Raw genomic sequence first — 23,889 nt, 5'->3', positions numbered from 1 at the left:
GTCCCCCAGCCTAGGCCCGCGCTCCGGCCTCCCCCGTCCCGCTACCAGGTCAGGGGGCCAGGAGGGCCTGCATGCGGGCGATCTCGGCGGACTGCTCGACCGCGACAGCGGTGGCGAACTCCTGCATCGGCTGGTCGACGCCGACCTTCAGCAGGTCGGTGGACATGACGATCGCGCCCCGGTGGTGATCGGACATCATCTGCACGAACAGCCTGTCGAACGCCGCGCCGCGCGCGTCCGCGAGCCGCCGCATCGCCTCGGCGGACTGCATCCCGCGCATGGTGCCGTGATCGTGCCCGGGCACGTCGGCGGGCAGGTCGCGCGTGCTGAGCCAGGCGCGCAGCAGGCCCACCTCCGGACCCTGCGCGGCGCGGATCCGCTCGGCCACGGCGCGGATCCGCGCGTCGGCGGCGCGTTCGGGCGCGAGCGATGCCATCTCCAGTGCCTGCTCGTGGTGCGGGATCATCATCCGGACGTACCAGACGTCGAGGCTGTTGAACCGCGGCGCGGTGGCGCCCCGGACCTGCTCGGCGGGCCGTGTCGCGGCGGGCTCCCCCGGCCGCCCCGGCACCACCACCGGTGGCGCCGACCCGGCGGCGCTCGCGCTCGGCTCGGCCACCGCGACGGTTCCGGCCGCCTCCGGGGTACGGGCGTCGTCGCGCCCGGTCAGCGTCAGCGCGCCGACCACCACGAGGGTCACCAGTGCTGTGACGCCCACCCACACTCGCGCCTGCCGGCTGGTCATACGACGCCTCCTCCGGTCAAGGTGACAGCGATCCTATCCATAGACGAAAGTTCCCTAGTGTGACCCAGCTCACATTGATGGGCGTCGTCAATAGGTAAGGTGTGGCGAATCATGACCCCCTTTCGAAGGGTGTTGCCGATGATCAACATCCGCACGTCCCGCATCCGGATCGTCAGCCTGGCCGCCGCCGGCCTGCTGCTCGCCGGCGTGTTCACCGCGCCCCCGAGCAGCGCCCAGGAGATCCCCCGCGCCCAGGCCGCGCCGGCCACCGTGGACAACGCCGTCCCCGGTGTCGACGAGATCTCCAGCAGCCCCAACCTGCGTCAGGTGGCGAACCTGCCCAAGCAGGCGCCGTTCGACACCACGGCCGCCCTCGGCACCGACATCGCCTTCCAGGGGCGGTACGCGTTCGTCGGCAACTACGACGGGTTCGTCGTCTACGACGTCTCCCGCCCGAACCGCCCGACGATCGTGTCGCAGGTGCTCTGCCCCGGCTCGCAGAACGACATCTCGGTCCACGGGAACCTGCTGTTCCTGTCGACCGACTCCTCCCGCAGCGACGACTCCTGCGCCAGCGCCACCCAGCCGGCGTCGGTGAAGGAGTCCTGGGAGGGCATCAAGATCTTCGACATCCGCGACAAGCGCAACCCGCGCTACATCAAGTCGGTGGAGACGGCGTGCGGCTCGCACACCCACACGCTGGTGCCCGGCAAGGACAAGCGGAACGTCTACCTGTACGTCTCCTCGTACAGCCCGCGTGCCGAGTTCCCGGACTGCCAGCCGCCCCACGACTCCATCTCCATCGTCAAGGTGCCGGTGAAGAACCCGACCACGGCCTCCGTGGTCGCCACGCCGAACCTCTTCCCGGACGGCGGCTACCCGGGCGTCCCGGGCCAGTCGTCGGCCACCACCGGCTGCCACGACATCACCGCGTACCCGTCGAAGGACCTGGCCGCGGGCGCCTGCATGGGTGACGGCATCCTGCTGGACATCTCCAACCGCGAGGCTCCCCGGGTGATCGAGCGGGTCACCGACGCGGAGAACTTCGCGTTCTGGCACTCGGCCACGTTCAACAACGCCGGCACCAAGGTCGTCTTCACCGACGAGCTGGGCGGCGGCGGCGCGGCCACCTGCAACGAGGTGGTCGGCCCGAACCGCGGCGCGGACGCCATCTACGACATCACCGGCCGCGGTGACGCGCGCAAGCTGGAGTTCCGCAGCTACTACAAGATCCCCCGCGTCAACACGGACACGGAGAACTGCGTGGCCCACAACGGCTCGCTGATCCCGGTGCCCGGCCGCGACATCATGGTCCAGGCCTGGTACCAGGGCGGCATCTCGGTGTGGGACTTCACCGACTCGCGCAAGCCCAAGGAGATCGCCTACTGGGAGCGCGGGCCGCTGGACGCCTCTCAGCTGCGTACCGGCGGGTCCTGGTCGGCCTACTGGTACAACGGCCACATCTACTCCAGCGACATCCAGAAGGGACTGGACGTGCTGGAGCTGCGTGACCCGCGCACCTGGCTGGCCCAGTTCCTGCTGGTGCCCGAGCTGAACGTGCAGACCCAGGCCGGTTACCTGAGCTGGTGACCCGCTGACCGCCGCCGGGCCCGGTGCTCCCCTCGGGGGCGCCGGGCCCGGCGCGTGCGGCGGCCGCAAACCCCTGGCCGCATCGGCTGCCGCGGGCGATCCTGTCCTCTGTGAAGCGGTACGTGAGCGACCCGCTCGACGGCGCCGACGTCGTGCTCGTCGGGCTCTTCCCGGCCAAGGACAAGGACTACGAGGCCCGCCTCGACCGGCTCGCCGCCGTGGCCGAGGAACGCGGCGCCCGGGTGGTGGGCCGGTTCGTGCAACGTCGAGGCGTCTCCGACCGGTGGCACGCCCGACCCGGCGGAGCTGCCCGCATGTCCCAGCCGTTCTCCCGCCGGACGCTGCTGACGCACGGCAGGCTCCGCGAGGTCGCCGAGGCGTGCCGGGAGGCCGGCGTCGACGCCGCCATCTTCCTGAACACCCTGACGTCGGTCCAGCGGACCGTGCTCGCCGACGTGCTGGGCTGCCTCGTGATCAGCGGCGACGACCTCAGCCGGAGCGGTCCCCCCGGCCCGGATCAGCTCATCGGCAGGCGGTAGTCGCGGGTGCCGCCGCCCGCCGTCACCACCCGCACCTCGCCGCTGCGCAGCCCGTACGTCACCGACCAGCGGGTGTGCGACTGGCGTACCGCGTTCAGCAGCCGCAGCGCCCCGGTCGTGTCGACCACCCCACCGGTGCGGTCCAGTTCCTTCGCCAGCACTCCGTACCTGTGGTCCTGCCGCAGTTCCCGGTCCGGCACACCCACGGCCGGCACGTTCGTCAGCGCCTGCCACGGGCCCTGTCGCCGGTCCACCGTGAGCTTTCCGTCGACGAACTCCACCACCGCTGACGCCCCGGTCACGTCGGCCAGCAGGTAGTGCAGCGGCGGCCCGCCGTCGAAGTCCAGGTTGTAGCGCTTGAACACGGCGACCGCCTCGTCCACTGTGGCGGCCGAGTCGAGCACCAGGCGCAGGATGCGCACCGAGCCCACCTTCGGCAGCCCGGGCACCGGCTCGGCCCGTGCGCCGTCGTCGGCGGCCAGCCCCACCGCGAGGCCCCGCTCGTTCATGCCGTCGAACGGCAGCAGCGGCGCGTCCAGCAGCCGCCGGTCCCCAGTCGGGTCGGCGGCCACGCCCAGGTACGAGATGTCGACCAGCGAGATCGAGGCGTACCCGTCCGGCGGGTCGGTGCGCAGCACCAGCGCGGGGTTCGGCTCCCAGTCGAAGTTGCGGGCGAACAGCGGCCGGTCCCGGTCGCCGAGGGCGGCGAACAGCGAGCAGCCGAACGGGCTCGGCGGCGTCGACCCGGCCAGCCCGGCGGTCGGGTCGTAGTCGCCGTCGTACGTCATCTCGTACATCGGCAGGTCGTCGATCTTGCGGAGGCTGGCCAGGGTCCGCTCGACCTGCCCCGCGTCCTGCCGTGAGGCGGTCGGTGAGCCGGCCGCGGCCGGCGGGCCGGACCGGCGGGTCTCCCCGCAGGCCGTGCCGAGCAGGAGCAGCGCGAGCCCGCCGGCGATGAGGGTCCTCCGCATGACAGCGACGCTAGAAGAGGCGTCCGCCGATGTCCATCGGGGACCCGGTCAGCTCCGCACGACGGCGAACATCCAGCAGCCGTACACGACGTTGCGGCTGTGCAGCAGGTCCACCGCCGGATCGGTGAACAGCTCCGCGATCACCGCCTCCGGGTCGCCGCCGTCGTGTCGCCGTCCGCCCACGATGCGGCCCCGGCTGTCGTACGCGCGCAGCACCTGTTCCCGGCCGCGCCACTGCGACGGGTACGCCGTCACGTCGTCCGGGCCGGCGCAGGCGGCGGCGTGCGCGAACACCGGTCCCACCTCCCGGTACGGGCCGGGTGGCAGCGGCGGGGCGTACCCGAACAGCAGCAGCGCCTCGTCCGGCCGGGCGTCGCGCAGGCAGCAGCGCAGCGGCTCGCCGCCGGTGGCGTGCCGGTGCTCGGGCGGCTGCCCGGTGGCGTCGCGGCCGGTGCGCCGCAGCTCGGCGAGCGTCCCGGCGGGCAGCGGGCGGATTCCGAAAGCGGTACGGGTGGTCGTCACGGTCCCAGCCTGGCGCGGCGCCCGCCGCGGCGCTGGCGGTGATCGGACCTGGCATTCGGGTGCCGCGAAATTGCCGGCCGAGCGGGCACCCGCGGACCGCGTCCGGTGCCGACAATGGCCGGATGGACGTCGACGACTACCGGACCCACTCCCCGTACAGCGATCCCCGTCACCATGCGTCGCTGCTCGACGCCGTGCCCGCCGACCTGCCCACCGTCGCGGCGACCGCCCGCAACGTGATCGTCCACTACCGCGCCGGTGGCGTGGAGCTGCCGGACGTCCGCCGGGCCGAGGTGAACCTGCGCTGGATGGACCGCATCCTCGACGCCGACCAGTCCCGGTTCCCGCTTCCGCTGACGGCCGAGCGCCCGGCCGCCGAACGGGTCGCCGGCTGCTGCCGGGACCACACGCTGCTCACCGTCGCGGCGCTGCGTCAGCACGGGATCCCGGCGCGCAGCCGGATCGGGTTCGTGAGCTACTTCGTGCCCGGCTGGCACCACGACCACGTGCTGGCGGAGTGGTGGAACGGCGAGCGCTGGGTCTGGTCCGATCCGGAGCTGGACCCGGCCGGCGACCGGCCGTTCGACGGCTACGACATCGACCCGGAGGCGGGGCACTTCGACTCGGCGGCCCGGGTGTGGCTGGCGTACCGGGCGGGGCGGATCGACCCCGACACGTACGGCGTGGACCCGTCGCTGCCGATCCGGGGCGACTGGCTCATCCACGACTACGTGCTGCTGGAGCTGGCCCACCGGCACAAGGACGAGGTGCTGCTCTGGGACGGTTTCGGGGCGATGACCGAGGACCTGACCGGTGCCGACCTCACGCTCGTCGACGAGGTCGCCGCGCTGCTGGTGGCCGCCGACCGCGGCGACGCCGCCGCCGAGCGGGAGCTGGCCCGGCGGTACGCCTCGGACGCCCGGTTGCGTCCGGGCCCGACTGTGCACTGCCTCGACCCGGTCTCCGGCGTGGCCGCCGACGTCGACCTGCGACGCTGACCGGGCTCAGCCGGGCAGGGGCGCCTCGTCGCCTCGGGTGCGGCGCGGGTTGACCAGCCGGCGGACCATCGGCGCGGCGTTCCAGCGGGCCGCGCCGACCAGGTCCCGGGCGTGTTCCAGCACCGTGTAGTCGGGCCGGGCCATGCCCTCCGCGATGGCCCGGTCGAGGTCGTTGCCGCAGCGGGTGAGCACGCTGTCGAAGTCGCGGCGGACCGGTTCGAGCAGGTCGTAGCCGAAGGACCGGTGCAGCCGGGCGAACAGCGGCTTGTAGAGGCGGGCCCGCTCGTGCAGCCCCGACGAGTACGACATCGGGTTCTTCGGCCGCTGCCGGACGTAGGAGGGCAGCACGTCCGCGAAGGCCCGCCGGACGATCCACTTCTCCTGCCCGTCGCGCAGTTTCACGCTCAGCGGCAGCCGCATCGCCAGCTCGACGACACTCAGGTCGAGGAACGGCACCCGGGCCTCCACCCCGTGCGCCATGCTGGCCCTGTCCACCCGTTGCAGCTCGGTCCGGCACAGGTTGCGGATCTTGTGGAGGAACAGGCGGCGGGACCGCTCCGGCCCGACCCGGTGGTACATCGGGTACCCGCCGAACAGCTCGTCCGAGCCGTCGCCGGTGAGCACCACCCGTACGCCCAGCTCACGCAGCCGCCGGAAGATCGGCACCGAGACGACAGCGTTGATGATGTCGCCGTACTCGGTCAGCTCGGAGATCCGGATGGCCTCGCGGACGTCGGCGAGCCGGATGTCGCGCGGGCGCAGCTCGATCACCTCGTGCGGTACGCCGAGGTCGGCGGCGAGCCGCCGGGCGTACGCGACGTCCGGGCTCTCCGGCACGCCGATGGTGACCGCCACGCAGTCCGGGTGCAGTTCCCGGGCGTGCAGCAGCGCCAGCGAGCTGTCCAGGCCGCCGGAGAGCACCACGCCGACGGTGAGGTCGGTGTCGAGCCGGGCGCGCATCGCGTCGGTGAGCGCGACGCGGACCAGCAGTGCCGCCTCGTCCGGGTCGTCGATCACCGGCAGGCCGTCGCCGAGGGTGAGCAGGTCGACGTGCGGGCCCAGCCGGACCGGGCGGCCGGGCTCGACCCAGCCGTGGTGGCCGGGCGCCACCTCGCCGATCGGCGCGCCGTGCCCGACCAGCGCCTTGACCTCGGAGGCGAGGTGCAGGCAGCCGGGCAGGCGGGACCAGTACAGCGGTTTGACCCCGAGCGGGTCGCGCGCCAGGTACGCCCGGCCGGTGTCCCGCTCGACGATCACGAACGCGTACTCGCCGCGCAGCCGGCGTACCGCGTTCCCGCCCCACTGGTGGAACGCGGTGAGCACCACCTCGGTGTCGCCTGTGGTGCGGAAGCGGTGCCCGAGCCGGGTCAGCTCGGCGCGCAGCTCGTGGTGGTTGAAGATCTCGCCGTTGAAGCAGAGCAGGTGCCGCTCGTCCGGCGACATCCACGGCTGGACGGAGCGTTCCCGGTCCACGATCCTCAACCGCCGTACGCCGGCGAGGAGGCCGTGTTCCTGCCGGGTCTCGGTGACCTCACCGCGCGGCGCGAGCGCGGCGAGCATCCGCCGGAACGTGGCCGGGTCGGCGTCGGGGCCGATGCTCAGCGCGATGCCGCACACCGGGTCACACCCCCATCTCGGCCTCGTACGCCCGCCGGTACCGGCGGCGGGCGGCCGGGGCGAGGCACACGTGCCAGGCCTGTCCCTCGTCGACCACGTTCACCTCACCGGCGTCCTGGCGGGCCAGGAGCAGCCCGGCGAGCACCGGGCGGGCGCCGAAGCGGTCGTACCACTCCAGTTCGACGTCGGCGGCCCAGCCGAGGCAGTGCCCGCTCGGCACCAACGCGGCGTACCCGAGGCGGCGCAGCCGGTACTGGTGCTCGGCGCTGCGGGCCAGGCTGGTCACCCACAGCGGCGGGGTGCCGTCCGGCGCGACAGCTGTGAACTCCCGGGCCAGGTCGTTGAGGAAGGCGATCATCTCGCGGCGGGCCCGGGGGAACAGCAGCCCGGCGGTACGCGGGGTGGCGTCCGGGCGCAGCCGCCGCCGGACCGCCCGCAGTCCGCGTCCCACCACTGTGGCGGGCTGTTCCTGGTAGCGGAACTCCAGCAGGCCGCGGCGGCGCAGCCACTCCAGGTCGACCAGTTCGGTGCTGGCGCGTACCTGGTCGTCGGTGAGGAACGTCGGGCTGTCCCGCCACCAGAGCACGTCGACGCGGGAGAGGAGATAGATCCGGACCAGCGCGGTGAGGTCCTGCGCCGAGCTGCGCGCGTTGGGCTGGTAGCGGGCCATCTCCAGCAGCAGCGTCTCCCGGGCGCCGATCAGTCCCTGCGGGGTGGCGTCGAGGACGGCGGCGATGGCCGGTTCGCGCAGCCGCTGGTCGAGCAGCACCTGGCGGGCGGTGGTGGACGGCGCGTCGGCGAGCGCGCCGACCTCTACCAGGAGTTCCGCCACCGCCGCCCGGTACGCGGACAGGTCCGGCCCGGCACCCGCGCGCCGGCCGCCCGCGGGCACCCGCCGGGCGGGAGCGGTGGACGTGGCGGCGGGACCGGGCTGGCGACCGGGGCTGCGGCTGGGCACTCGCATGGTCTCCGTCCCCTCTCGGTCAGGACACGGCGTGATTGGGCCTGCACACACCGTAGTGAGCCGAGAGGGTGCCAATCGTCCCATCTCCCCCGAAGTGCCCGATCAGGTGGCGGACGGCTGCACCAGCGCCTGCACCTCCTCGTACCCGGGCGGAGCCGGCAGGCCCGGGTCGCGCCCGGCGCCGATCGCGTCGGTCAGATGCAGCGCCGCGCCGAGCGCGGCCCGGAACAGCAGCGAGCCGGTGCTGACCCGGGCCACGCCGAGCCGTCCGAGGGCGGCCAGGTCCGGTCCGCCCGGCCGGTACAGCACGTTCAGCGGCAGCCCCACCTCGCCCGCGAGCACGCCGACCAGGTCGTCGGGTGCGCCCGGCACGAACAGGCAGTCGGCGCCTGCGGCCCGGAACAGCGCGGCCCGCCGCCGCGCCTCGCCCAGCGGCGCCGGCACGCCCAGCCACCAGGCGTCGGTGCGGGCGTTGACGACCATCTGCGGTACGGCGGCACGGACGGCCGCGATCACGGCGGCGACGTGCTCGGCCGGGGCCAGGCGCCCGTCCGGGCGGCCGTCCTCCAGGTTCACGCCGACCACGCCGAGCGCGGCCAGCTCGCCCACGAACCCGGCGACCTCCGCCGGATCGTCGTGGAAGCCGTCCTCGACGTCCACCGTCAGCAGCGTCGGCAGGTCCCGCAGCCGGTACGCCAGCTCCAGCGTCTCGGCCCCGGTGGCGCGGACCGCGTCCGGCCGGCCGGCGGCCGCCGCCACGCCCAGGCTGGTGGTGCCGATCGCCCGATGGCCCCGGGCGGCGAGCGCCGCGGCGGAGGCGTGGTCCCAGGCGTTCGGCAGCAGCAGCGGGTCGCCGGGCCGGTGCAGCTCACGGAACGCGCGGTATTCGTCGGTCGTCACACGATCACCTCGAGTCGGGTCGTCAGGGCGTCGGAAATCGGGGCAGCGGGACGGCAGCGGCGGCGCAGCACGCCGACCACGCCGGCGGCCAGGGCGAGCGCGTGCCGCTGCCCGGGGCAGTTGCGGGGACCGGCGCCGAACGTCAGCGCGGCGCGCGCCCGGTCGCCGCGAAAACGGTCCGGCTCCGGAAAGGCCGCCGGGTCGCGGTTGGCCGCGTCGAACCGCAGCAGCAGCCGCTCCCCCGCGCGCACCACCTGGCCGCCCACGCTCAGCGCGTCGGTGGCGACCCGGCGGGTGACCCGCACCGGCGGATCGAGGCGCAGCACCTCCGCGAGCAGCGCGTCGGTCCCGAGCCCGTCCGGCGCGGCGAGCCCGTGCCGGACGGCGGCCACGATCAGCCCGGCAGTGGCGTCGGCGGCCTGCACCAGCAGCCCGAGCCGGTTCGCTGTCACCTCGGCCGGAGCGGGCGGCGACATGGCCAGCAGCGCCGCCACCGCCGCGTCCGCCCGCCGCACCGCCGCCGGTTCGGCGCCCGGGTGGTAGGCGGCGGCCACCGCCGTCACCTCCGCGACGGCCGCCGCCGGGTCGGCCAGGCCGAGCCGCTCCGCCAGCACCACGAGGGGTACGCGCCGAGCCAGGTCACCTGTCACATCCACCCGGTCGCCGCCGTCCTCGCCGGTCGCGGCGCGGTCGAGAATTCGCCCGGTCAGCCGTTCCGCTGCCACGCGCAGTTCGTCCGGGTCGAGCGCGTCGAGCGCCGCCACCCCGACGGCTCGCCGCGCGGCGTGCCGCTCCGGCGGACTGAACCGGCTGACCGAGCCACGCAGCCAGGCCAGCCCGCCCTCGTGCCCCTCCTCGGCGGGCGGCACCACGCAGCGGGGATCGGTCAGGACGGAGACGACGTCCGCGTACCGGGTGACCACCCAGCCGCCGTCGCCTGAGGTCGGCTGCCCGCAGGGCGGTGTGCCCGGAGCAGCCGTGATCGTTGGTGAATCCATCACCCGACCGTAGGGCGACGACAGTTCGGTCCGGACCGAACGATCCGGCCGGGCACATCGGACGGTCAGGCGCGGGCCGGACCGGTGCCGCGGGACGCGGGCGGGTCAGGCGCGAGCCGGACCGCTGTCGCGGGACGCGGGCCGGGCCAGCAGCGCCGGGTCGAGCGCGAGCGCCTCGGCCAGCGCCTCCCGGCCGGTCGGGGTGAGCCGTACCGCCCGTCCGGTCCCCCGCGTCGTCCAACCGAGGTCGAGGAAGCGCCCGCACAGCGCCGCCCCGACCGCTCCGGCCAGGTGGGGACGCCGTTCGGTCCAGTCCAGGCAGTCGCGCACGAGCGGCCGCCGCGTCGCGCGCAGCGGTTCGACGGGTACGCCGAGACCGGCCAGCCAGGTCACGCCGGCGCCGGTGAGCGCCAGGCCGCCGGAGCGGTCGAGCACACCGCTGTCGAGCAGGGCGTCGTACAGCAGCACGCCGAGCCGCCCGGCCAGGTGGTCGTAGCAGGTCCTGGCGTACGCCAGGGCGGCGCCGGCCGACGCGGCGCGCAACGTGCGGGGCGGGGTGACCGGTGCGGGCGCCCGCGCGGCCAGGTCCTCGACGAGCTGGGCGACGCCCGGGTCGGCGAGGCGGACGTACCGGTGGCGGCCCTGCCGCTCCTCGACGAGCAGGCCGCCCGCCACCAGCCGGGTGAGGTGGTCGCTCGCGGTGGACGCGGCGACCCCGGCGGCGCGGGCCAGTTCCCCGGCGGTCCAGGCGCGGCCGTCGAGCAGGGCGAGGCAGAAGCCGGCCCGGGTGGGGTCGGCGAGAAGCGCAGCGAACCCGGCGAGTCCGCGGCCGTCGGCGCCAGTGGTCATCGGCCCATGCTGACACGGGCACGGTTCGGGCCGCGACGAACGGTCCCGGGGTTCTTTACAGCGCTCTCTCCAACGTTGTAGAAACGGTGGCACCGCACCTCCGTCTACTCCCGAGGGCAGGCCCGATGGGACACCTCCGCCGCGGCGGCGCGCTCGCCGCCGTACTCACGCTTCTGCTCGCCGGCGCGGCCCCCGCGTCCGCCGGCGCGCCCGACCGCTACCGCAACCCGGTCTCCGCCGGGTTCGCCGACACCTTCGCCGACCCGGTCGTGGTGCGCGGCGACGACGGACTCTGGTACGCCTTCGGCACCTCCGACCCGCTGCGCGAGGGCGAGGGGCGCGCGCATCGCGTGCCGATCGCCCGCTCCGCCGACCTGGTCGACTGGGCCTACGTCGGCGACGCGTTCGCACCGGACCAGCGGCCCGCCTACGCGGCGCCCGGCACCGCGTTCTGGGCGCCGGACGTGCGGCGGGTGGCGGGCCAGTGGGTGATGTACGTGACAGTCACCGACACAGGCGTCTCCAACGACACGTTCGACACCGCGGTCGGCGTGGCCACCGCGCCGAGTCCGGCCGGACCGTGGACGTTCGCCGACACGCCCGTGGTCGCGCCGCGCCCGGGCGCCGGCGGCGGTTACCTGTGGACGATCGACCCGAGCCAGCTCACCGGCGCCGACGGCCGCCACTGGCTCTACTACGGCAGCTACTACGGCGGCATCTCGGTCACCGAGCTGTCCCCGGACGGGCTGCGCGCGGTCGGCACCTCGACGCCGGTCGCGATCGACAACAAGTTCGAGGGCGCGTACGTGCTGCGCCGCGACGGCTGGTACTACCTGTTCGCCTCCACCGCGAACTGCTGCGCGGGCCCGGCCACCGGCTACTCCGTCCAGGTCGGCCGGTCCCGTGACCCGCGCGGCCCGTTCACCGACCGCGACGGTCAGCGCCTCGACGTGTCCCGGGCCGGTGGCACGCCCGTGCTCACCCAGAACGGCAACCGCTGGATCGGCACCGGGCACAACGCCGCGCTCACCGACCTGTCCGGGCAGGACTGGATCGTCTACCACGCGATCGACCGCGCCGACCCGTACCTGGACGAGCCGTTCGGCGTCAACGAGCGGCCGATGCTGCTGGACCGGCTCGACTGGATCGACGGGTGGCCCACTGTGAACGCGGGCGCCGGTCCCTCCGATACCGCCCGGCCCGCGCCCGTCACCACCGGCCGGATCGACGCCCGCTTCGCCACCGCCGACCTGCGCGGCTGGCGGGCCGAGCACGGCCGCTGGCAGGCCACCGGCGGGGTGCTGACCGGCAGCGGCACGCTCACCTCGCGTACCCGCATCGGTGGCGACCTGCGCGCGGAGACCGACCTGCGGCTGACCGGCGCGACCACCGCCGGGCTGCGGGTGGGCGGCGTGGACGTCCGCGTCGGGCGCGGCCGGCTCACGGCGGGCGCCGCGTCCACCACGCTGCCCGCCGGCCTGGACCTGCGCGACCGGCACAACCTCGCGATCGAGGTACGCGGACAGCAGCTCGTCGCCACGCTCAGCCCGTCGCGCCTCGGCGACCCGGTCGCCCGGGTGACGGCACGGCTTCCCCGCCCCGCGACGGGTGAGGTGTCCGTGCGCGCCGAGGGCGGCCCGGCCGAGTTCGACAACGTCAGCGCCGCACGGCTGTACCGACCGGCGCGGCACACCGCCCCCGACCCGCGCGTCGGTCCGGTGCTGCGCGGCTACTCCGACGAGTTCACCGGCGGGCTCGACCCGGCCTGGCAGTGGGTACGCCAGGACCCGGCCGCCACCGTGTCCGGCGGCGCGCTGCGCTGGCCGGTCCAGGACGCCGACCTGTCCGGCACCGGCAACACCGCAGGGGTGCTGCTGCGCGACGCACCGGCCGGGAACTACGTCGCCGAGACGAAGGTGACGCTCGACCTGGGCGAGGACAGCGTGCGCAACTACCAGCAGGCCGGTCTGGTCGCGTACGTCGACGACGACCGGTTCGCCCGGCTGACCCAGGTGGCGATCTGGAACACCCGGCAGGTCGAGTACGGCTACGAGCTGCCGTTTGCCGGTCAGCCCGTGTACGGCGGCAGCATCGTCGGCACCCCCGGCACCACCACCTGGCTAAGGCTCGCCCACCGGGTCGACCCGGTGAACGGCGAGCACGAGTTCCGGGCCGGGTCCAGCCGGGACGGGAAGCGCTGGACGTGGGGCGCGGTGTGGACCTTCCCGGCCGACACGACGCCCCGGATCGGGCTGGTGGCGCACGGGGGCGCGACACCGGCGGTGACCGCCGAGTTCGACTACCTGCGCTTCCACCGCTGAGGTGCGGGGCCGTCCCCTCCCGTGGGGGCGGCCCCGGCTCAGCCGCCGGAACGGGGGCAGGCGGTGCTCAGCTCGCTGACCGTGCGCGTGTCGCCGTCGTAGCTGCGCGCCGCCACGAACGCACCGGCCGGCGGGTGCGCCCCTGCGACCGCCCGGGCCCGGCGCCGGTCCGCCGCGCCGAAGCGCAACGCCAGGCTCAGGTGCGGAATCCAGCGACCGGGCAGGTGCCACGAATGGCCGCCGGACGCGTCGGCGAGCACGTCCCAGACGGCGCCGTGCAGCGCGACGAGCTGCGGTGTCGGGCGGACCAGCCACACCAGCGGCGCGCTGCCGTCGAGCACCGCCACCCGGCCCAGCCGCACCGGCAGCGGCAGCGCCGCGTCGCAGAGGTCGGCCAGGCGCTGCTCGGCGCCGGGCGGGAACTCCTCGACCGAGGCGAGCGTCAGGTGCGGCCGGTTCGTCGGGTGCGTGTTGCGGGCCAGGCTGGGCAGGCCGGCGGCGGCGAGCCGGTCCCAGGCAGCGCGAACCGCCGCTTCCAGCTCGGGCGAGCAGAGCAGTTCGACCGTCCGCACGTGATCAGGCTAGTCGGCGTCAGCCGCCCACGACGCCCCGTACGTCAGAGCCAGCCGGCCTCACGCGCCCGCCGTACCGCCTCCGCCCGGTCGGCGGCAGCGAGCTTCTGCACGCAGGCGCTCAGGTGGTTGCGGACCGTGCCGGCGGCCAGGTGGGTCCGCCGGGCGATCACCGCGACCGGGGTGCCCAGCTCGGCCAGCCGTAACGTCTCCAGCTCACGCGGCGTCAGCGGGCACTCGGGCAGCGTCAGCGCGTCGGCCGCCAGCGCGGGGTCGACGTAGCGGGCGCCCGAGTGCACCCGGCGGATCACGTCGGCCAGCGCGCCGCCGGGGGCGCCCTTGGCGAGGAACCCGCGTACCCCGGCGGTGAGCGCGGGCCGGAGCTGGGCGGGCCGGCCGTGTCCGGTGAGGATCACCGGGGCGCAGCCGGGCAGCGCCCGGGTCAGCTCGGCGGCGACCTCGACGCCGCCGGGCGGCGGCATCTCCAGGTCGAGCACGGCGACGTCCGGGCGGTGGGCCAGCGCGGCGTCCAGGGCGCTGCGTCCGTCGTGGGCGTGCGCCACCACCTCGATGTCCGGTTCCAGGTCGAGCAGCGCGGCGAGCGCGAGCCGGATCAGCTCCTCGTCGTCGGCCAGCAGCACCCGGATCACGGCGTCACCGGCACTGTCGCGACCAGGCTGAACACGCCGTCGACGGCGTGCGCCCGGACCCGGCCGCCGGCCGGTGCCAGCCGGTCGGCCAGGCCACGCAGGCCGCCGCTGAGCCGGTCCGGCCCGCCGTCGTCGCGGACGCCGTCGTTGCTCACGGTCAGCGTCACCACGTCGTCGGTCCGGGTGATCTCGATCCGGCACCAGCCGGCCCGGCTGTGCCGGAGCACGTTCGTCCCGGCCTCGCGCAGCACGGCGGCCAGGTCGGCGGCGATCGGCGCGGGCACCTCACCGGCCGGCGGGACCACAGTCGTGCGTACCCCGCTGGAACGCAGCACCTCCCCCACCGCGGCGGCCTGCTCGGCCAGGTCGACGGCGCGGTAGCCGTGCACCGCCGCCCGTACCCGGGTCAGCGCCGTACCGGCCAGCCGCCGGGCCTGCGCCGCCTCCCGGGCGGCCCGGGCGGCGTCGCGCGGCGCCAGCCGCTCCGCCAGCTCCGCCTTGAGCGCGATCACCGTGAGGTCGTGGCCGAGCAGATCGTGTACGTCCCGGGCGAAGCGCAACCGTTCCTCGGCCGCGGCGAGCCGCGCCTGGGCGGCCTGCCCCTGCCGGGCCTCGACGAGTAGGTCCCAGAACCAGACCTGAACCCAGGTGAGCGCGGCGATCCCGGCGCCCACCACGCCGGTGACCAGCAGCGCCGTGGTCACCGGCCCGCCCGTCGACCAGGTGACGGCGGCGGACACCGCGAGGACGCCGCCCGCCGCCACCGCCGCGACTGCGGGCCGGAACAGCAGCGGCGTCATGCCGACCAGGGACGCGCCCAGCCACGCCCAGGTGGGCCAGGATCCGGCCGCGACCGGGCCGAGCAGCGGCAGGCTGAGCAGCGCCGCCACCGTGAGCGCGGCGTGCCGGCGACGGCGGGCCGGTACGGGCAGCCACGGCGTGACGGCGGCGTGCAGCACCGCGATCTGGGCGGCGGCGAACGCGACCAGCCCGGCCGCGCCGAGCGCGACGCGCACCGGGTCGGGCTCGCGGATCAGGCCGACGACGGGCAGCAGCAGAGTGGTCCACACGTTGGTGGCCAGCGACAGCAGCGTGACCCGCCGGGCCCGGCGCAGCCGGTGGTCGGCGGAATCGACTGTCATGCCCGCCGATCCTAGGGCGTGCACCCGCTCGCCCACCCCTGGGAAATGTCACGGCCGAACCATGCGATCCGCACGGTTTCCCGATGACTGACGCGCCTTCTCCGGTGCGCCGGACGGCGGCAGGGTCGGGGCATGACGGAGATGACTGTGGGCGTACCCCGGCGGTGGGCCGGGTGGGCACGGACCCGGCACCTGGCCGGGATGGTGGTGGCGATGGTGGCCGGGATGGTGCTGCTCGAGCCGCTGTGGCGGGTGGGCGCGGATGTCCTGGGCGGCGCGGCGGTGCTGGCGCGGCCGGACGTGGGCGCGCTGGTGATGGCGACGAACATGGCGCTGGGCATGGCCGCCTGGATGTGGCACCGGGGGGACGGCCCGGCCGCCACCGCCGAGATGTCGGCGGCCATGTACGTGCCGTTCCTGCTGCTGCTCCCGCCCTGGTGGGCCGGGTGGGTCGGGGACGACACGCTGCTGCTCGGCGGTCACCTGCTGATGGTCCCGGCGATGCTGCTGGTGGCACTGCGCCACCGGCACACCGCGGCCGCGCCGCCGCGCCGGCATCCGCTCGCCGCGGCGGTGGCGCGGGGATGGCCGGCCGGGCTGGCGCTGCTCATGACCGTGGACTTGTGGTTCGCGCCCGGCGTCTTCGCGCCGTGGACGCTCCTGGTCCTGCCCGCCGGTTACCTGCTGATCGGCACGTGGCGCCGGCAGTGGGGCGACCGGCGCGCGCTGGCGGCCCAGCTCGCGGGAGCCGCCGTGTGGGGCGGCCTCGCGGTGGTGGCGATGACCGCGCCCGCCGACCTCGCCGGGGTGCTGGTGGGCGTGGGCTGGCTCGTCCACGCCGCCTGGGACGCCTGGCACCACCGCACCGGCGCGGTGGTGCCGCGCGGGTACGCGCTGTGGTGCGCGGTGTTCGACGTCGGGGTGGGTCTCACCACGCTGCTGGCCGTCCTGTCCCGGTGATCCGGCGGGGGCACGGGGCTGCGCCGGATCACCCGGAGGGGACGGCACGGCGTGGCGTGGCGAACGTTTACCCCGGTCGCCGCGACCGCCGTGCGGCGGTGATGAAAAACTTGCCGGATGAGCGCCGCACCGACCCCGACCGACCCTGCCATCTCCGCCGACGCCGAGGACGCCATCGCCTTCGCGGACCTCGGGTTGCGCGACGAGTTGCTGGGCGCGCTCGCCGCGCTCGGCTACGAGGAACCCACCCCGATCCAGCGGGAGGCGATCCCTCCGCTGCTGGGCGGACAGGATCTGCTGGGCCAGGCGGCGACCGGTACGGGTAAGACCGCCGCGTTCGCCCTGCCGCTGTTGCAGCGGATGCAGGTGGGGCGGCCGGACGGCGACCCGGTGTCGCTCGTGCTGGTGCCCACCCGGGAGCTGGCCGTGCAGGTCTCCGAGGCGTTCCACCGCTACGGCAAGGAGCTGGGCGCCCGGGTGCTGCCGATCTACGGCGGGCAGCCGATCGGCCGGCAGCTGCGCGCGCTCGACCACGGGGTGGACGTGGTGGTGGCGACGCCGGGCCGGGCGCTCGACCACATCGCCCGGGGCACGCTGCGGCTGGGCGCGCTGAGCACCGTGGTGCTGGACGAGGCGGACGAGATGCTCGACATGGGCTTCGCCGAGGACATCGAGGCGATCCTGGAGCACGCCCCGGCGAATCGGCAGACCGTGTTGTTCTCGGCCACCATGCCGGCCCGCATCGACGGGCTGGCCCGGCAGCACCTGACCGACCCGGTCCGCATCCGGATCGAGCGGGAGCGGCCGGTGGCCGGGGAGGCGCCCCGGGTGCGGCAGAGCGCGTACATCGTGGCCCGGGGGCACAAGCCGGCCGCGCTGGGCCGGGTGCTGGACGTGGAGTCGCCCACCGCGGCGATCGTGTTCTGCCGCAGCCGGGAGGAGGTGGACCGGCTCACCGAGACGATGAACGGCCGCGGCTACCGGGCCGAGGCGCTGCACGGCGGGATGAGCCAGGAGCAGCGGGACCGGGTGATGGGCCGGCTGCGCGCCGGCACGGCGGATCTGCTGGTCGCCACCGACGTGGCCGCCCGCGGACTGGACGTCGAGCAGCTCACCCACGTGGTCAACTACGACGTCCCGTCGGCACCGGAGTCGTACGTGCACCGGATCGGCCGGGTCGGCCGGGCCGGGCGGGAGGGCGTGGCGATCACGCTCGCCGAGCCGCGCGAGCACCGGATGCTCAAGACCATCGAGCGGGTCACCGGGCAGCGGATCGCCATCGACAAGATCCCCACGGTGGCGGACATGCGTACCCGGCGGCTGGAGCTGACCCAGGGCGCGCTGCGGGAGAGCCTGCTGGAGGACGACCTCGACCCGTACCGGGTGATCGTGGAGTCCCTGACCGACGAGTTCGACCTGGTCGAGGTGGCGCTGGCGGCGGTGAAGCTGGCGCACGAGGCGACGTCGCCGGGCTCGGACGACGAGGAGGAGATCCCGCAGGTTCCGGTCCGCGCTCCGCGCGAGGGCCGGCCGGAGACCGGCGGACGGGGCGAGCGCCGGGGTCCGGGCCGCCCGCGTACCGGCGGGACCACCCAGGTCTTCATCGGGCTGGGCCGGCGGGCCGGGGTGCGGCCGCAGGACCTGGTGGGCGCGATCACCGGGGAGACCCGGATCAACGGCCGGGACATCGGCTCGATCGAGATCGCGGACCGGTTCTCCCTGGTCGAGGTGCCGCAGGGGGTGGCCGACGAGATCATCGCAGGGCTGCGGGGCACCACCATCAAGGGCCGCAAGGCGACGGTGCGCCGGGACCGCGACGGCGACGGTCCGGGCGAGCGCCGCGACCGGGGGTACGAGCGGCGCGACCGCCGCTGAGCCCGGCGCGGCCGGCTTCCGTGGCGGTCGGCCTGGACCACAGCGGGCGGACACGACGACGCCCCGGCCACCGTGCGTGCGGTGGCCGGGGCGACGGTCGTCAGGCCGCGGCGAGCGCCGGACCGTCCAGCGACTCCGTGTCGATCTCGACCGGGCGCAGCGCCAGCGCGAGCACGTCCGCCACGTCGGACAGGGTGTGCACGGTCAGCGCCTCCCGCACCTCCGCCGGCAGGTCGTCCAGGTCCGGCTCGTTGCGCTTCGGGATGATCACCTCGGTGAGGCCGGCCCGGTGCGCGGCGAGCAGCTTCTGCTTCACCCCGCCGATCGGCAGCACCCGGCCGGAGAGCGTCACCTCGCCGGTCATCCCGAACTCGGGCCGTACCGGCCGTCCGGTCACCAGGGAGGCCAGCGCGGTCACCATGGTGATGCCGGCGCTCGGGCCGTCCTTGGGTACCGCGCCCGCCGGGACGTGCAGGTGGATCCGCCGCCCGGCCAGCGCGTTCGGGTCCAGGCCGTACCGCCGCCCGTTGGACCGCAGGTACGACCACGCGATGTGCGCGGACTCCTTCATCACGTCGCCGAGCTGGCCGGTGAGCGTCAGCCCCGGGTCACCCTCCATCGTGGTGGCCTCGATGAACAGCACGTCGCCACCGGCGCCGGTGACGGCCAGGCCGGTCGCCACGCCGGGCACGGCGGTGCGTTCGGCCGACTCCGGGGTGAACTTCGGCCGGCCCAGGTAGCGGGCCAGGTTGCCGGCGTCGACGTGCACCGGCGCGGAGTCCGTGGCGAGCGCGACGGCGACCTTGCGCAGGATCTTCGCGAGGGCCCGTTCGAGCTGCCGGACGCCCGCCTCCCGGGTGTACTCGCCCGCGATCAGCGCCAGCGCATCGTCGGCGATCGTGACCTCCTCGGTGGTCAGCCCGGCCCGTTCCCGCTGCCGGGGCAGCAGGTGGTCCCGGGCGATGGCCACCTTCTCGTCCTCGGTGTAGCCGTCCAGCGCGACCAGCTCCATCCGGTCCAGCAGCGGGCCGGGGATCGCCTCGACCACGTTGGCGGTGGCCAGGAACAGCACGTCGGACAGGTCGAGGTCGACCTCCAGGTAGTGGTCGCGGAACGTGTGGTTCTGCGCCGGGTCGAGCACCTCCAGCAGGGCCGCCGCCGGGTCGCCGGCGTAGCCGGCGGCCAGCTTGTCGACCTCGTCGAGCAGCACGACCGGGTTCATCGAGCCGGCCTCGCGCAGCGCCCGCACGATCCGGCCGGGCAGCGCGCCGACGTAGGTGCGCCGGTGACCGCGGATCTCCGCCTCGTCCCGGACACCGCCGAGGGAGACGCGGACGAAGGTGCGGCCCAGCGCCCGGGCGACCGACTCGCCGAGGCTGGTCTTGCCCACACCGGGCGGGCCGGCCAGGGCGAGCACCGCGCCGGAGCCGCGTCCGCCGACCACGCCGAGGTTGCGCTCCGCGCGCCGGTTGCGCACCGCGAGGTACTCCAGGATGCGGTCCTTCACGTCGGCCAGGCCGGCGTGGTCGGCGTCGAGCACGGCCCGCGCCGCGGCCAGGTCCGTGTTGTCCTGGGTACGCGTGTTCCACGGCATCTCCAGGACGGTGTCCAGCCAGGTGCGGATCCAGCCCGCCTCCGGTGAGGCGTCACTGGCCCGCTCCAGCTTGCCGACCTCGCGCAGCGCCGCCTCGCGTACCTTCTCCGGCAGGTCGGCGGACTCCACCCGGGACCGGTAGTCGGCGGAGCCGTCCGGCTCGTCCTCGCCGAGTTCCTTGCGGATCGCGGCGAGCTGCTGGCGGAGCAGGAACTCGCGCTGGGACTTCTCCAGTCCCTCGCGTACGTCGCTGTTGATCTGCTCGGTGACCTCCTGCTCGGCCAGGTGTTCCTTCACCCAGCCGACGAGCAGTTCCAGCCGGGCGGTGACGTCCGGCGCGGCGAGCAGTTCGGTCTTCTGCGTCAGGCTGAGCCAGGGCGCGTAACCGGCCGAGTCGGCCAGCTCGGACAGGTCGGTCATCCGCTCCATCGCGTCGATCACCTGCCAGGCGCCGCGCTGCTGCAGCACCGACGTCATGAGCGCGCGGTACTCGCGGGCGAGTTCCCGGGCGCGGCCCGCCGGCGCGGGCTCGTCGAGTGTGGTCGCCTCGACCCACAGCGCGGCGCCGGGACCGGGCACGCCGGAGCCGATGCGGGCGCGAGTCAGACCACGGATGACCGCTGCCGGCTCGCCGCTGGGCAGCCGGCCCACCTTCTCGATCGTGGCGACCACGCCGACGGAGCCGTACTCGCCGTCGATGCGGGGTACGGCCAGGAGTTCCTTGTCGCCGGTGGCGCGCGCCGCGTCGACAGCGGCCTGGGTGGTCGGGTCGAGGGTCACCGGGATGACCATCCCGGGCAGCAGGACGGCGTCGGTCAGAGGAAGTACCGGAAGAGTTGCCATCGAACACCTGCCATCACGTTGGTTGAGCGTGTCTGGCTCAAGTAACAAAACGTGTCCCTTGTTCCGGGTTGTGACCCACGCCACTACGAAGCGCCGCGTTCCCGCGCCCCGCGCCCAATGGCGGCACCCTTTACCGCGACCCGCCGAATGGAAACAGCCGACTATTGTTGCGGAATTACCGCGCGGTAGGTCAAACTCTTAGCCACACCCCGCCCGACACAGGGAGTAATGGCGATGGCAAGGAAAGTAATCACCGTTCTGACCGACGACCTCGACGGCGGAAAGGCCGATCGGACCGTCGAGTTCAGCCTGGACGGCGTGGCGTACACGATCGACGTCTCCGACGAGAACGCGGGCGTCCTGCGCAAGGCGCTGGATCCGTACATCAGCGCTGGCAGGCGAATCGGCCGGGGAGCCACCGAGGTCACCCGCGGCGCCCGCCGCACCACCCGGCCGAGCACCTCGGGAATGGACCGCGAGCAGAACCGCGCCATCCGGGAATGGGCCGCCAAGAACGGGTTCGAGATTTCCGAGCGCGGGCGCATCCCGGTGTCGGTGGTCGAGGCGTACAAGAACCGCTGACCGCCACCGGTTCACCGTCGGGCATCCCGGGGTCACGCTGAGAAATCGGTGTGGCCCCGATCGGCTTTCTTTGGTCGACGCTTTTCATCCGGCTGGATACCGCCGGCACGAAATTTCCTCCGGGATCGGCTCCCACCGTGCCCGTCCACGGGAACGGCAGCGGCCGCCCGGAGGAGTCCCCCGGACGGCCGCCGCCGTTCGCCCGCTCAGTTGACTCGGATGCGCACCACGTCGATGGCGGGGGTCTGGTTGGCCCGCTCCATCATCGGGATGCGGTGCGAGCCGTCGCCGGCCCAGACCGCGCACTGCGCCACGCCCGACTGCGCCAGGCCCGGGATCTGGATCAGCACGTCGTCCGGCTGGTCACCGCCCCGCCCGTCCTCGGTGGCCACGAAGAAGGCCGGCACGTCCTGCGGGTTCGGCGGCTGCCGGGTGCTGCCGAGCATCCGGCAGGCGGTGTGGAAGTGGCCGCGTACCAGGCCCTGCCCGTTGAGCAGCGAGCTCTCCAGGTAGTAGCCGCCCTGGCCGGCGGCGAGGAAGCGATCGCGCACCAGGTTCTTCGTGGTGACCCGGAGCGTGAACGGCTGGTTGCGCCGCACCTGGTTCGGGAACTGCGTGATCAGCAGCGACGGGTTGTTCGCCGCGGCGCCCACCTCACCGAATGCGGTGCTCACACACCGGTTGCCGTTCTGGAAACCGTCGTGGGCCTGGAGCTGGCTGCCGGAGCAGTCCTTGGCGAGCACGTTCAGGCCGTTGCCGCCACCGTTGTTCTGGCCACCGCCGTTGTTGTTCCCGCCGCCGTTGTTCCCGCCGGTGTTGCCGCCGTTCTGGCCGCCGTTGTTGTTGCCGCCGTTCTGGCCGCCGTTGTTGTTCCCGCCGTTCTGGCCGCCGTTGCCGGGGGTGTCGGTCACCGCGCACTGGGCGAGCTGGTCCAGGCCCTGCGGGCGCTGGGCGACCCGGCCGATGGCGGTGGCGATGCGGTTGAGCGCCGCGGTGCGCTTGTCCGCGAGCGGACGCAGGATCGCGTTGTTTATGAACTCGCCGCCGTTGCGGCCGTCCGCGGCGAGCCGCCGGTTCGCGTCGGCGATCTGCGACTCCAGCAGCGCCAGCGTGCGGTCCACCTCGGCGCGGGCCCGGCCGGGCACCTGCGGCAGCCGGCTCCGGACGTCCGGGCAGGCCACGGTCGGGGTGCCGGCGCCGGCTCCGCCCGCGTTGGTCTGCTGGCACTCGGCCGGTGACATCTGGCCGTCGCCCCAGTGCTGGCGCACCCAGCGGCCGTTCTGCCAGGTACGGGTGGTGCTGCCCTGGCCGTCCGGGGCGGTCGCCCCGGGGCTCGCGGGCACGCAGGACGCCGAGGCGGCGCGGGTGGTCGTCCGCCGGTCCTGGGCGGACGAGATCTGGGTGACGGCGACGATGCCGCCGAAGACCGCGAGCGTGCCGACAACCGCCAGCAACCGCTTGCTCCGCGCGTTACCGGATGACCGGCGCGCCCGTGTGGACCTGCGCATCGAATTGCTCTCCTTCTCGATCCGGTAGTTGACTGGTGATCCCGGCGGACCGACGAATTCGGGGTGTGAGATCACTGCGACGCTCGGTCGCACGTCAATGGCCGACGATGCCCTTTCCGCACCGTCTCCGCGCCGTCCGGGCGCGGCGGGGAAGATCTGCGTCCGTTCCCGATGAGGTACGGAGCGCCGTCGGCGAAGGTTCAACCGGAGATCGGAAAAAATCGAAACCCGCCGTCGGCGGGATGAGAACAGGTCAGTCGGCGCAGAGGTGGTCGAAGGCGAACCCGCCGTCGAAGGAGTCCCGCCGCGCCGCCAGCGCGCGTACCCGCCGGAGAAGCTCGTCGCGGTCCATCAGGGACGGCACGGCGCCGTCGAGGTCACGCAGCCGCTCCCCCAGCGCCACCACGGCCAGGTCCTCGGCGAGCCGCCCCGGTTCGACGCCGCAGGAGAAACCGCGCGAGGTCAGCCGTACCCGCTCCAGCAGGCAGCGGCCCGGCCGCACCTCGGCCCAGGCCCAGCCCTCCGCCGGGCCGCCGGTCCAGCGCACGTGCAGGCCGCGCAGGATCGGGTCGGTGATGCGGCCCGCCACGTACGCCTCGACCGCCTCGACCCGGGCCAGCGCGCCCAGGTCGTTCACCGGTCCGCGCCGGCCGTCCGGCAGCCGGCCGATGATGTCCCGGAAGCCGACAGCGTCGCCGCCGTCCGGGTCGGTGCCGTCGGCGTAGGCCCGCGCGTCCAGCACGTACCCGGCGAACCGGCGGGCCTGCTCCGCGCCGCCCAGCGTCGGCGACTCGACGCGCAGCAGCGGCAGGCCGACGGCGGCGCAGACCGCGTCGGTCAGCCGTTCGGACCGCCGCGCGGACGACCCGTCGGGGACCGGCGCGGTGAACCGCACCGCGAAGCGCGGCAGCCCGGTGTCCGCGGCGCAGACCACCAGGTCGAGCGACTCCCGCCCGGCGGTGCTCCACTGGCTGCCGGTGACCCCCGGCGGGCGGCCCTGCACCAGCTCACCGAGCCGCCGCCCGGCGTGACCGACGTGGCCGGCACGGACCAGCGAAGGCGCGACACCGGGCGGGACCGGTCGCAGCCAGGAGGCGGTCACGCTGCCTGTGCTCGTCATCTCGCCCCGATCCCTCTCGTCCGGTCGAC

General features: G+C 74.5%; 21 protein-coding genes. 7 read left to right on the top strand and 14 right to left on the bottom strand.

Annotation, left to right across the window (positions count from 1 at the left end; genetic code table 11):
* Positions 1–49 precede the first annotated feature (49 nt).
* On the bottom strand, positions 50–745 hold the full coding sequence (locus Q3W68_RS16840; RefSeq protein WP_302906331.1) for a DUF305 domain-containing protein: 696 nt from the start codon (positions 743–745) through the stop codon (positions 50–52).
* A gap of 138 nt (positions 746–883) precedes the next feature.
* Between Q3W68_RS16840 and Q3W68_RS16835 the strand changes: the two genes are divergently transcribed.
* On the top strand, positions 884–2,335 hold the full coding sequence (locus Q3W68_RS16835; RefSeq protein ID WP_302906330.1) for an LVIVD repeat-containing protein: 1,452 nt from the start codon (positions 884–886) through the stop codon (positions 2,333–2,335).
* 110 nt (positions 2,336–2,445) lie between these two features.
* Complete coding sequence (locus Q3W68_RS16830) at positions 2,446–2,874, top strand: hypothetical protein (RefSeq protein WP_302906329.1); 429 nt, start codon at positions 2,446–2,448, stop codon at positions 2,872–2,874.
* On the opposite strand, the gene Q3W68_RS16825 is transcribed toward Q3W68_RS16830, so the two are convergent.
* Both Q3W68_RS16825 and Q3W68_RS16820 read right to left on the bottom strand, forming a co-directional pair.
* Positions 2,853–3,845, bottom strand: coding sequence for a carcinine hydrolase/isopenicillin-N N-acyltransferase family protein (locus Q3W68_RS16825; RefSeq protein ID WP_302906328.1), 993 nt, complete (start codon positions 3,843–3,845; stop codon positions 2,853–2,855). The two genes, Q3W68_RS16830 and Q3W68_RS16825, sit on opposite strands and share 22 nt — an antisense overlap.
* A 48-nt stretch (positions 3,846–3,893) precedes the next feature.
* Positions 3,894–4,367: a DUF1203 domain-containing protein gene (locus Q3W68_RS16820; protein WP_302906327.1), complete on the bottom strand. Its 474-nt coding sequence runs from the start codon at positions 4,365–4,367 to the stop codon at positions 3,894–3,896.
* A 122-nt stretch (positions 4,368–4,489) separates the two neighbouring features.
* Between Q3W68_RS16820 and Q3W68_RS16815 the strand changes: the two genes are divergently transcribed.
* Positions 4,490–5,365: a transglutaminase domain-containing protein gene (locus Q3W68_RS16815; protein ID WP_302906326.1), complete on the top strand. Its 876-nt coding sequence runs from the start codon at positions 4,490–4,492 to the stop codon at positions 5,363–5,365.
* 6 nt (positions 5,366–5,371) lie between these two features.
* Here Q3W68_RS16815 and Q3W68_RS16810 read toward each other — a convergent pair whose 3' ends face one another.
* The 5 genes from Q3W68_RS16810 to Q3W68_RS16790 all read right to left on the bottom strand — a co-directional run bounded on the left by Q3W68_RS16810 (position 5,372) and on the right by Q3W68_RS16790 (position 10,693).
* Positions 5,372–6,982, bottom strand: a complete 1,611-nt coding sequence (locus Q3W68_RS16810; protein ID WP_302906325.1) for an asparagine synthetase B — start codon at positions 6,980–6,982, stop codon at positions 5,372–5,374.
* A gap of 4 nt (positions 6,983–6,986) precedes the next feature.
* The gene (locus Q3W68_RS16805; RefSeq protein WP_302906324.1) at positions 6,987–7,946 is read right to left on the bottom strand and encodes a hypothetical protein; all 960 of its coding nucleotides are present in this window, start codon (positions 7,944–7,946) and stop codon (positions 6,987–6,989) included.
* Positions 7,947–8,048: 102 nt separating this feature from the next.
* Entirely contained in the window at positions 8,049–8,846 is a 798-nt protein-coding gene (locus Q3W68_RS16800) for an isocitrate lyase/phosphoenolpyruvate mutase family protein (RefSeq protein ID WP_302906323.1), read from the bottom strand.
* A complete protein-coding gene (locus Q3W68_RS16795; protein WP_302906322.1) occupies positions 8,843–9,844 on the bottom strand; it encodes a cytochrome P450 in 1,002 nt (333 codons plus the stop codon). The genes Q3W68_RS16800 and Q3W68_RS16795 overlap by 4 nt, the downstream gene beginning before the upstream one ends.
* Positions 9,845–9,949: 105 nt before the next feature.
* Positions 9,950–10,693 carry a helix-turn-helix transcriptional regulator gene (locus Q3W68_RS16790; protein WP_302906321.1) on the bottom strand — a complete coding sequence of 248 codons (744 nt, stop codon included), beginning with the start codon at positions 10,691–10,693 and terminating at the stop codon, positions 9,950–9,952.
* Between the two features lie 125 nt (positions 10,694–10,818).
* On the opposite strand from Q3W68_RS16790, the gene Q3W68_RS16785 reads away from it, so the two are divergent.
* A complete protein-coding gene (locus Q3W68_RS16785; RefSeq protein ID WP_302906320.1) occupies positions 10,819–13,014 on the top strand; it encodes a family 43 glycosylhydrolase in 2,196 nt (731 codons plus the stop codon).
* Between the two features lie 38 nt (positions 13,015–13,052).
* Here the strand turns inward: Q3W68_RS16785 and Q3W68_RS16780 are convergent, their stop codons facing one another.
* From Q3W68_RS16780 to Q3W68_RS16770, 3 genes are read right to left on the bottom strand one after another with little or no spacing between them, the layout of a single operon-like run.
* Positions 13,053–13,586, bottom strand: coding sequence for a 2'-5' RNA ligase family protein (locus Q3W68_RS16780; protein WP_302906319.1), 534 nt, complete (start codon positions 13,584–13,586; stop codon positions 13,053–13,055).
* Positions 13,587–13,630: 44 nt separating this feature from the next.
* Positions 13,631–14,236 carry a response regulator transcription factor gene (locus Q3W68_RS16775; protein ID WP_302906318.1) on the bottom strand — a complete coding sequence of 202 codons (606 nt, stop codon included), beginning with the start codon at positions 14,234–14,236 and terminating at the stop codon, positions 13,631–13,633.
* On the bottom strand, positions 14,233–15,378 hold the full coding sequence (locus Q3W68_RS16770) for a sensor histidine kinase (protein WP_302906317.1): 1,146 nt from the start codon (positions 15,376–15,378) through the stop codon (positions 14,233–14,235). The genes Q3W68_RS16775 and Q3W68_RS16770 overlap by 4 nt, the downstream gene beginning before the upstream one ends.
* A 132-nt stretch (positions 15,379–15,510) precedes the next feature.
* On the opposite strand from Q3W68_RS16770, the gene Q3W68_RS16765 reads away from it, so the two are divergent.
* Together Q3W68_RS16765 and Q3W68_RS16760 are read left to right on the top strand one after the other, a co-directional pair.
* Positions 15,511–16,338, top strand: coding sequence for a hypothetical protein (locus Q3W68_RS16765; RefSeq protein ID WP_302906316.1), 828 nt, complete (start codon positions 15,511–15,513; stop codon positions 16,336–16,338).
* Positions 16,339–16,455: 117 nt separating this feature from the next.
* Complete coding sequence (locus Q3W68_RS16760; RefSeq protein ID WP_302906315.1) at positions 16,456–18,213, top strand: DEAD/DEAH box helicase; 1,758 nt, start codon at positions 16,456–16,458, stop codon at positions 18,211–18,213.
* 100 nt (positions 18,214–18,313) lie between these two features.
* Here the strand turns inward: Q3W68_RS16760 and lon are convergent, their stop codons facing one another.
* A complete protein-coding gene (gene lon / locus Q3W68_RS16755) occupies positions 18,314–20,650 on the bottom strand; it encodes an endopeptidase La (protein WP_302906314.1) in 2,337 nt (778 codons plus the stop codon).
* A gap of 234 nt (positions 20,651–20,884) precedes the next feature.
* On the opposite strand from lon, the gene Q3W68_RS16750 reads away from it, so the two are divergent.
* Positions 20,885–21,232, top strand: coding sequence for an Lsr2 family protein (locus tag Q3W68_RS16750; protein ID WP_252449146.1), 348 nt, complete (start codon positions 20,885–20,887; stop codon positions 21,230–21,232).
* Positions 21,233–21,438: 206 nt separating this feature from the next.
* Here Q3W68_RS16750 and Q3W68_RS16745 read toward each other — a convergent pair whose 3' ends face one another.
* Entirely contained in the window at positions 21,439–22,740 is a 1,302-nt protein-coding gene (locus Q3W68_RS16745; protein WP_302906313.1) for a hypothetical protein, read from the bottom strand.
* 253 nt (positions 22,741–22,993) lie between these two features.
* Complete coding sequence (locus tag Q3W68_RS16740) at positions 22,994–23,860, bottom strand: DUF2726 domain-containing protein (protein WP_302906312.1); 867 nt, start codon at positions 23,858–23,860, stop codon at positions 22,994–22,996.
* Between the last annotated feature and the right edge of the window lie 29 nt (positions 23,861–23,889).

It is taken from the genome of Micromonospora sp. C28ISP2-4 (genome assembly GCF_030519385.1).
In the GTDB taxonomy this organism is placed as follows: Bacteria; Actinomycetota; Actinomycetes; order Mycobacteriales; family Micromonosporaceae; genus Micromonospora; species Micromonospora tulbaghiae.
This window is presented reverse-complemented; position numbering and strand designations above follow the sequence as displayed.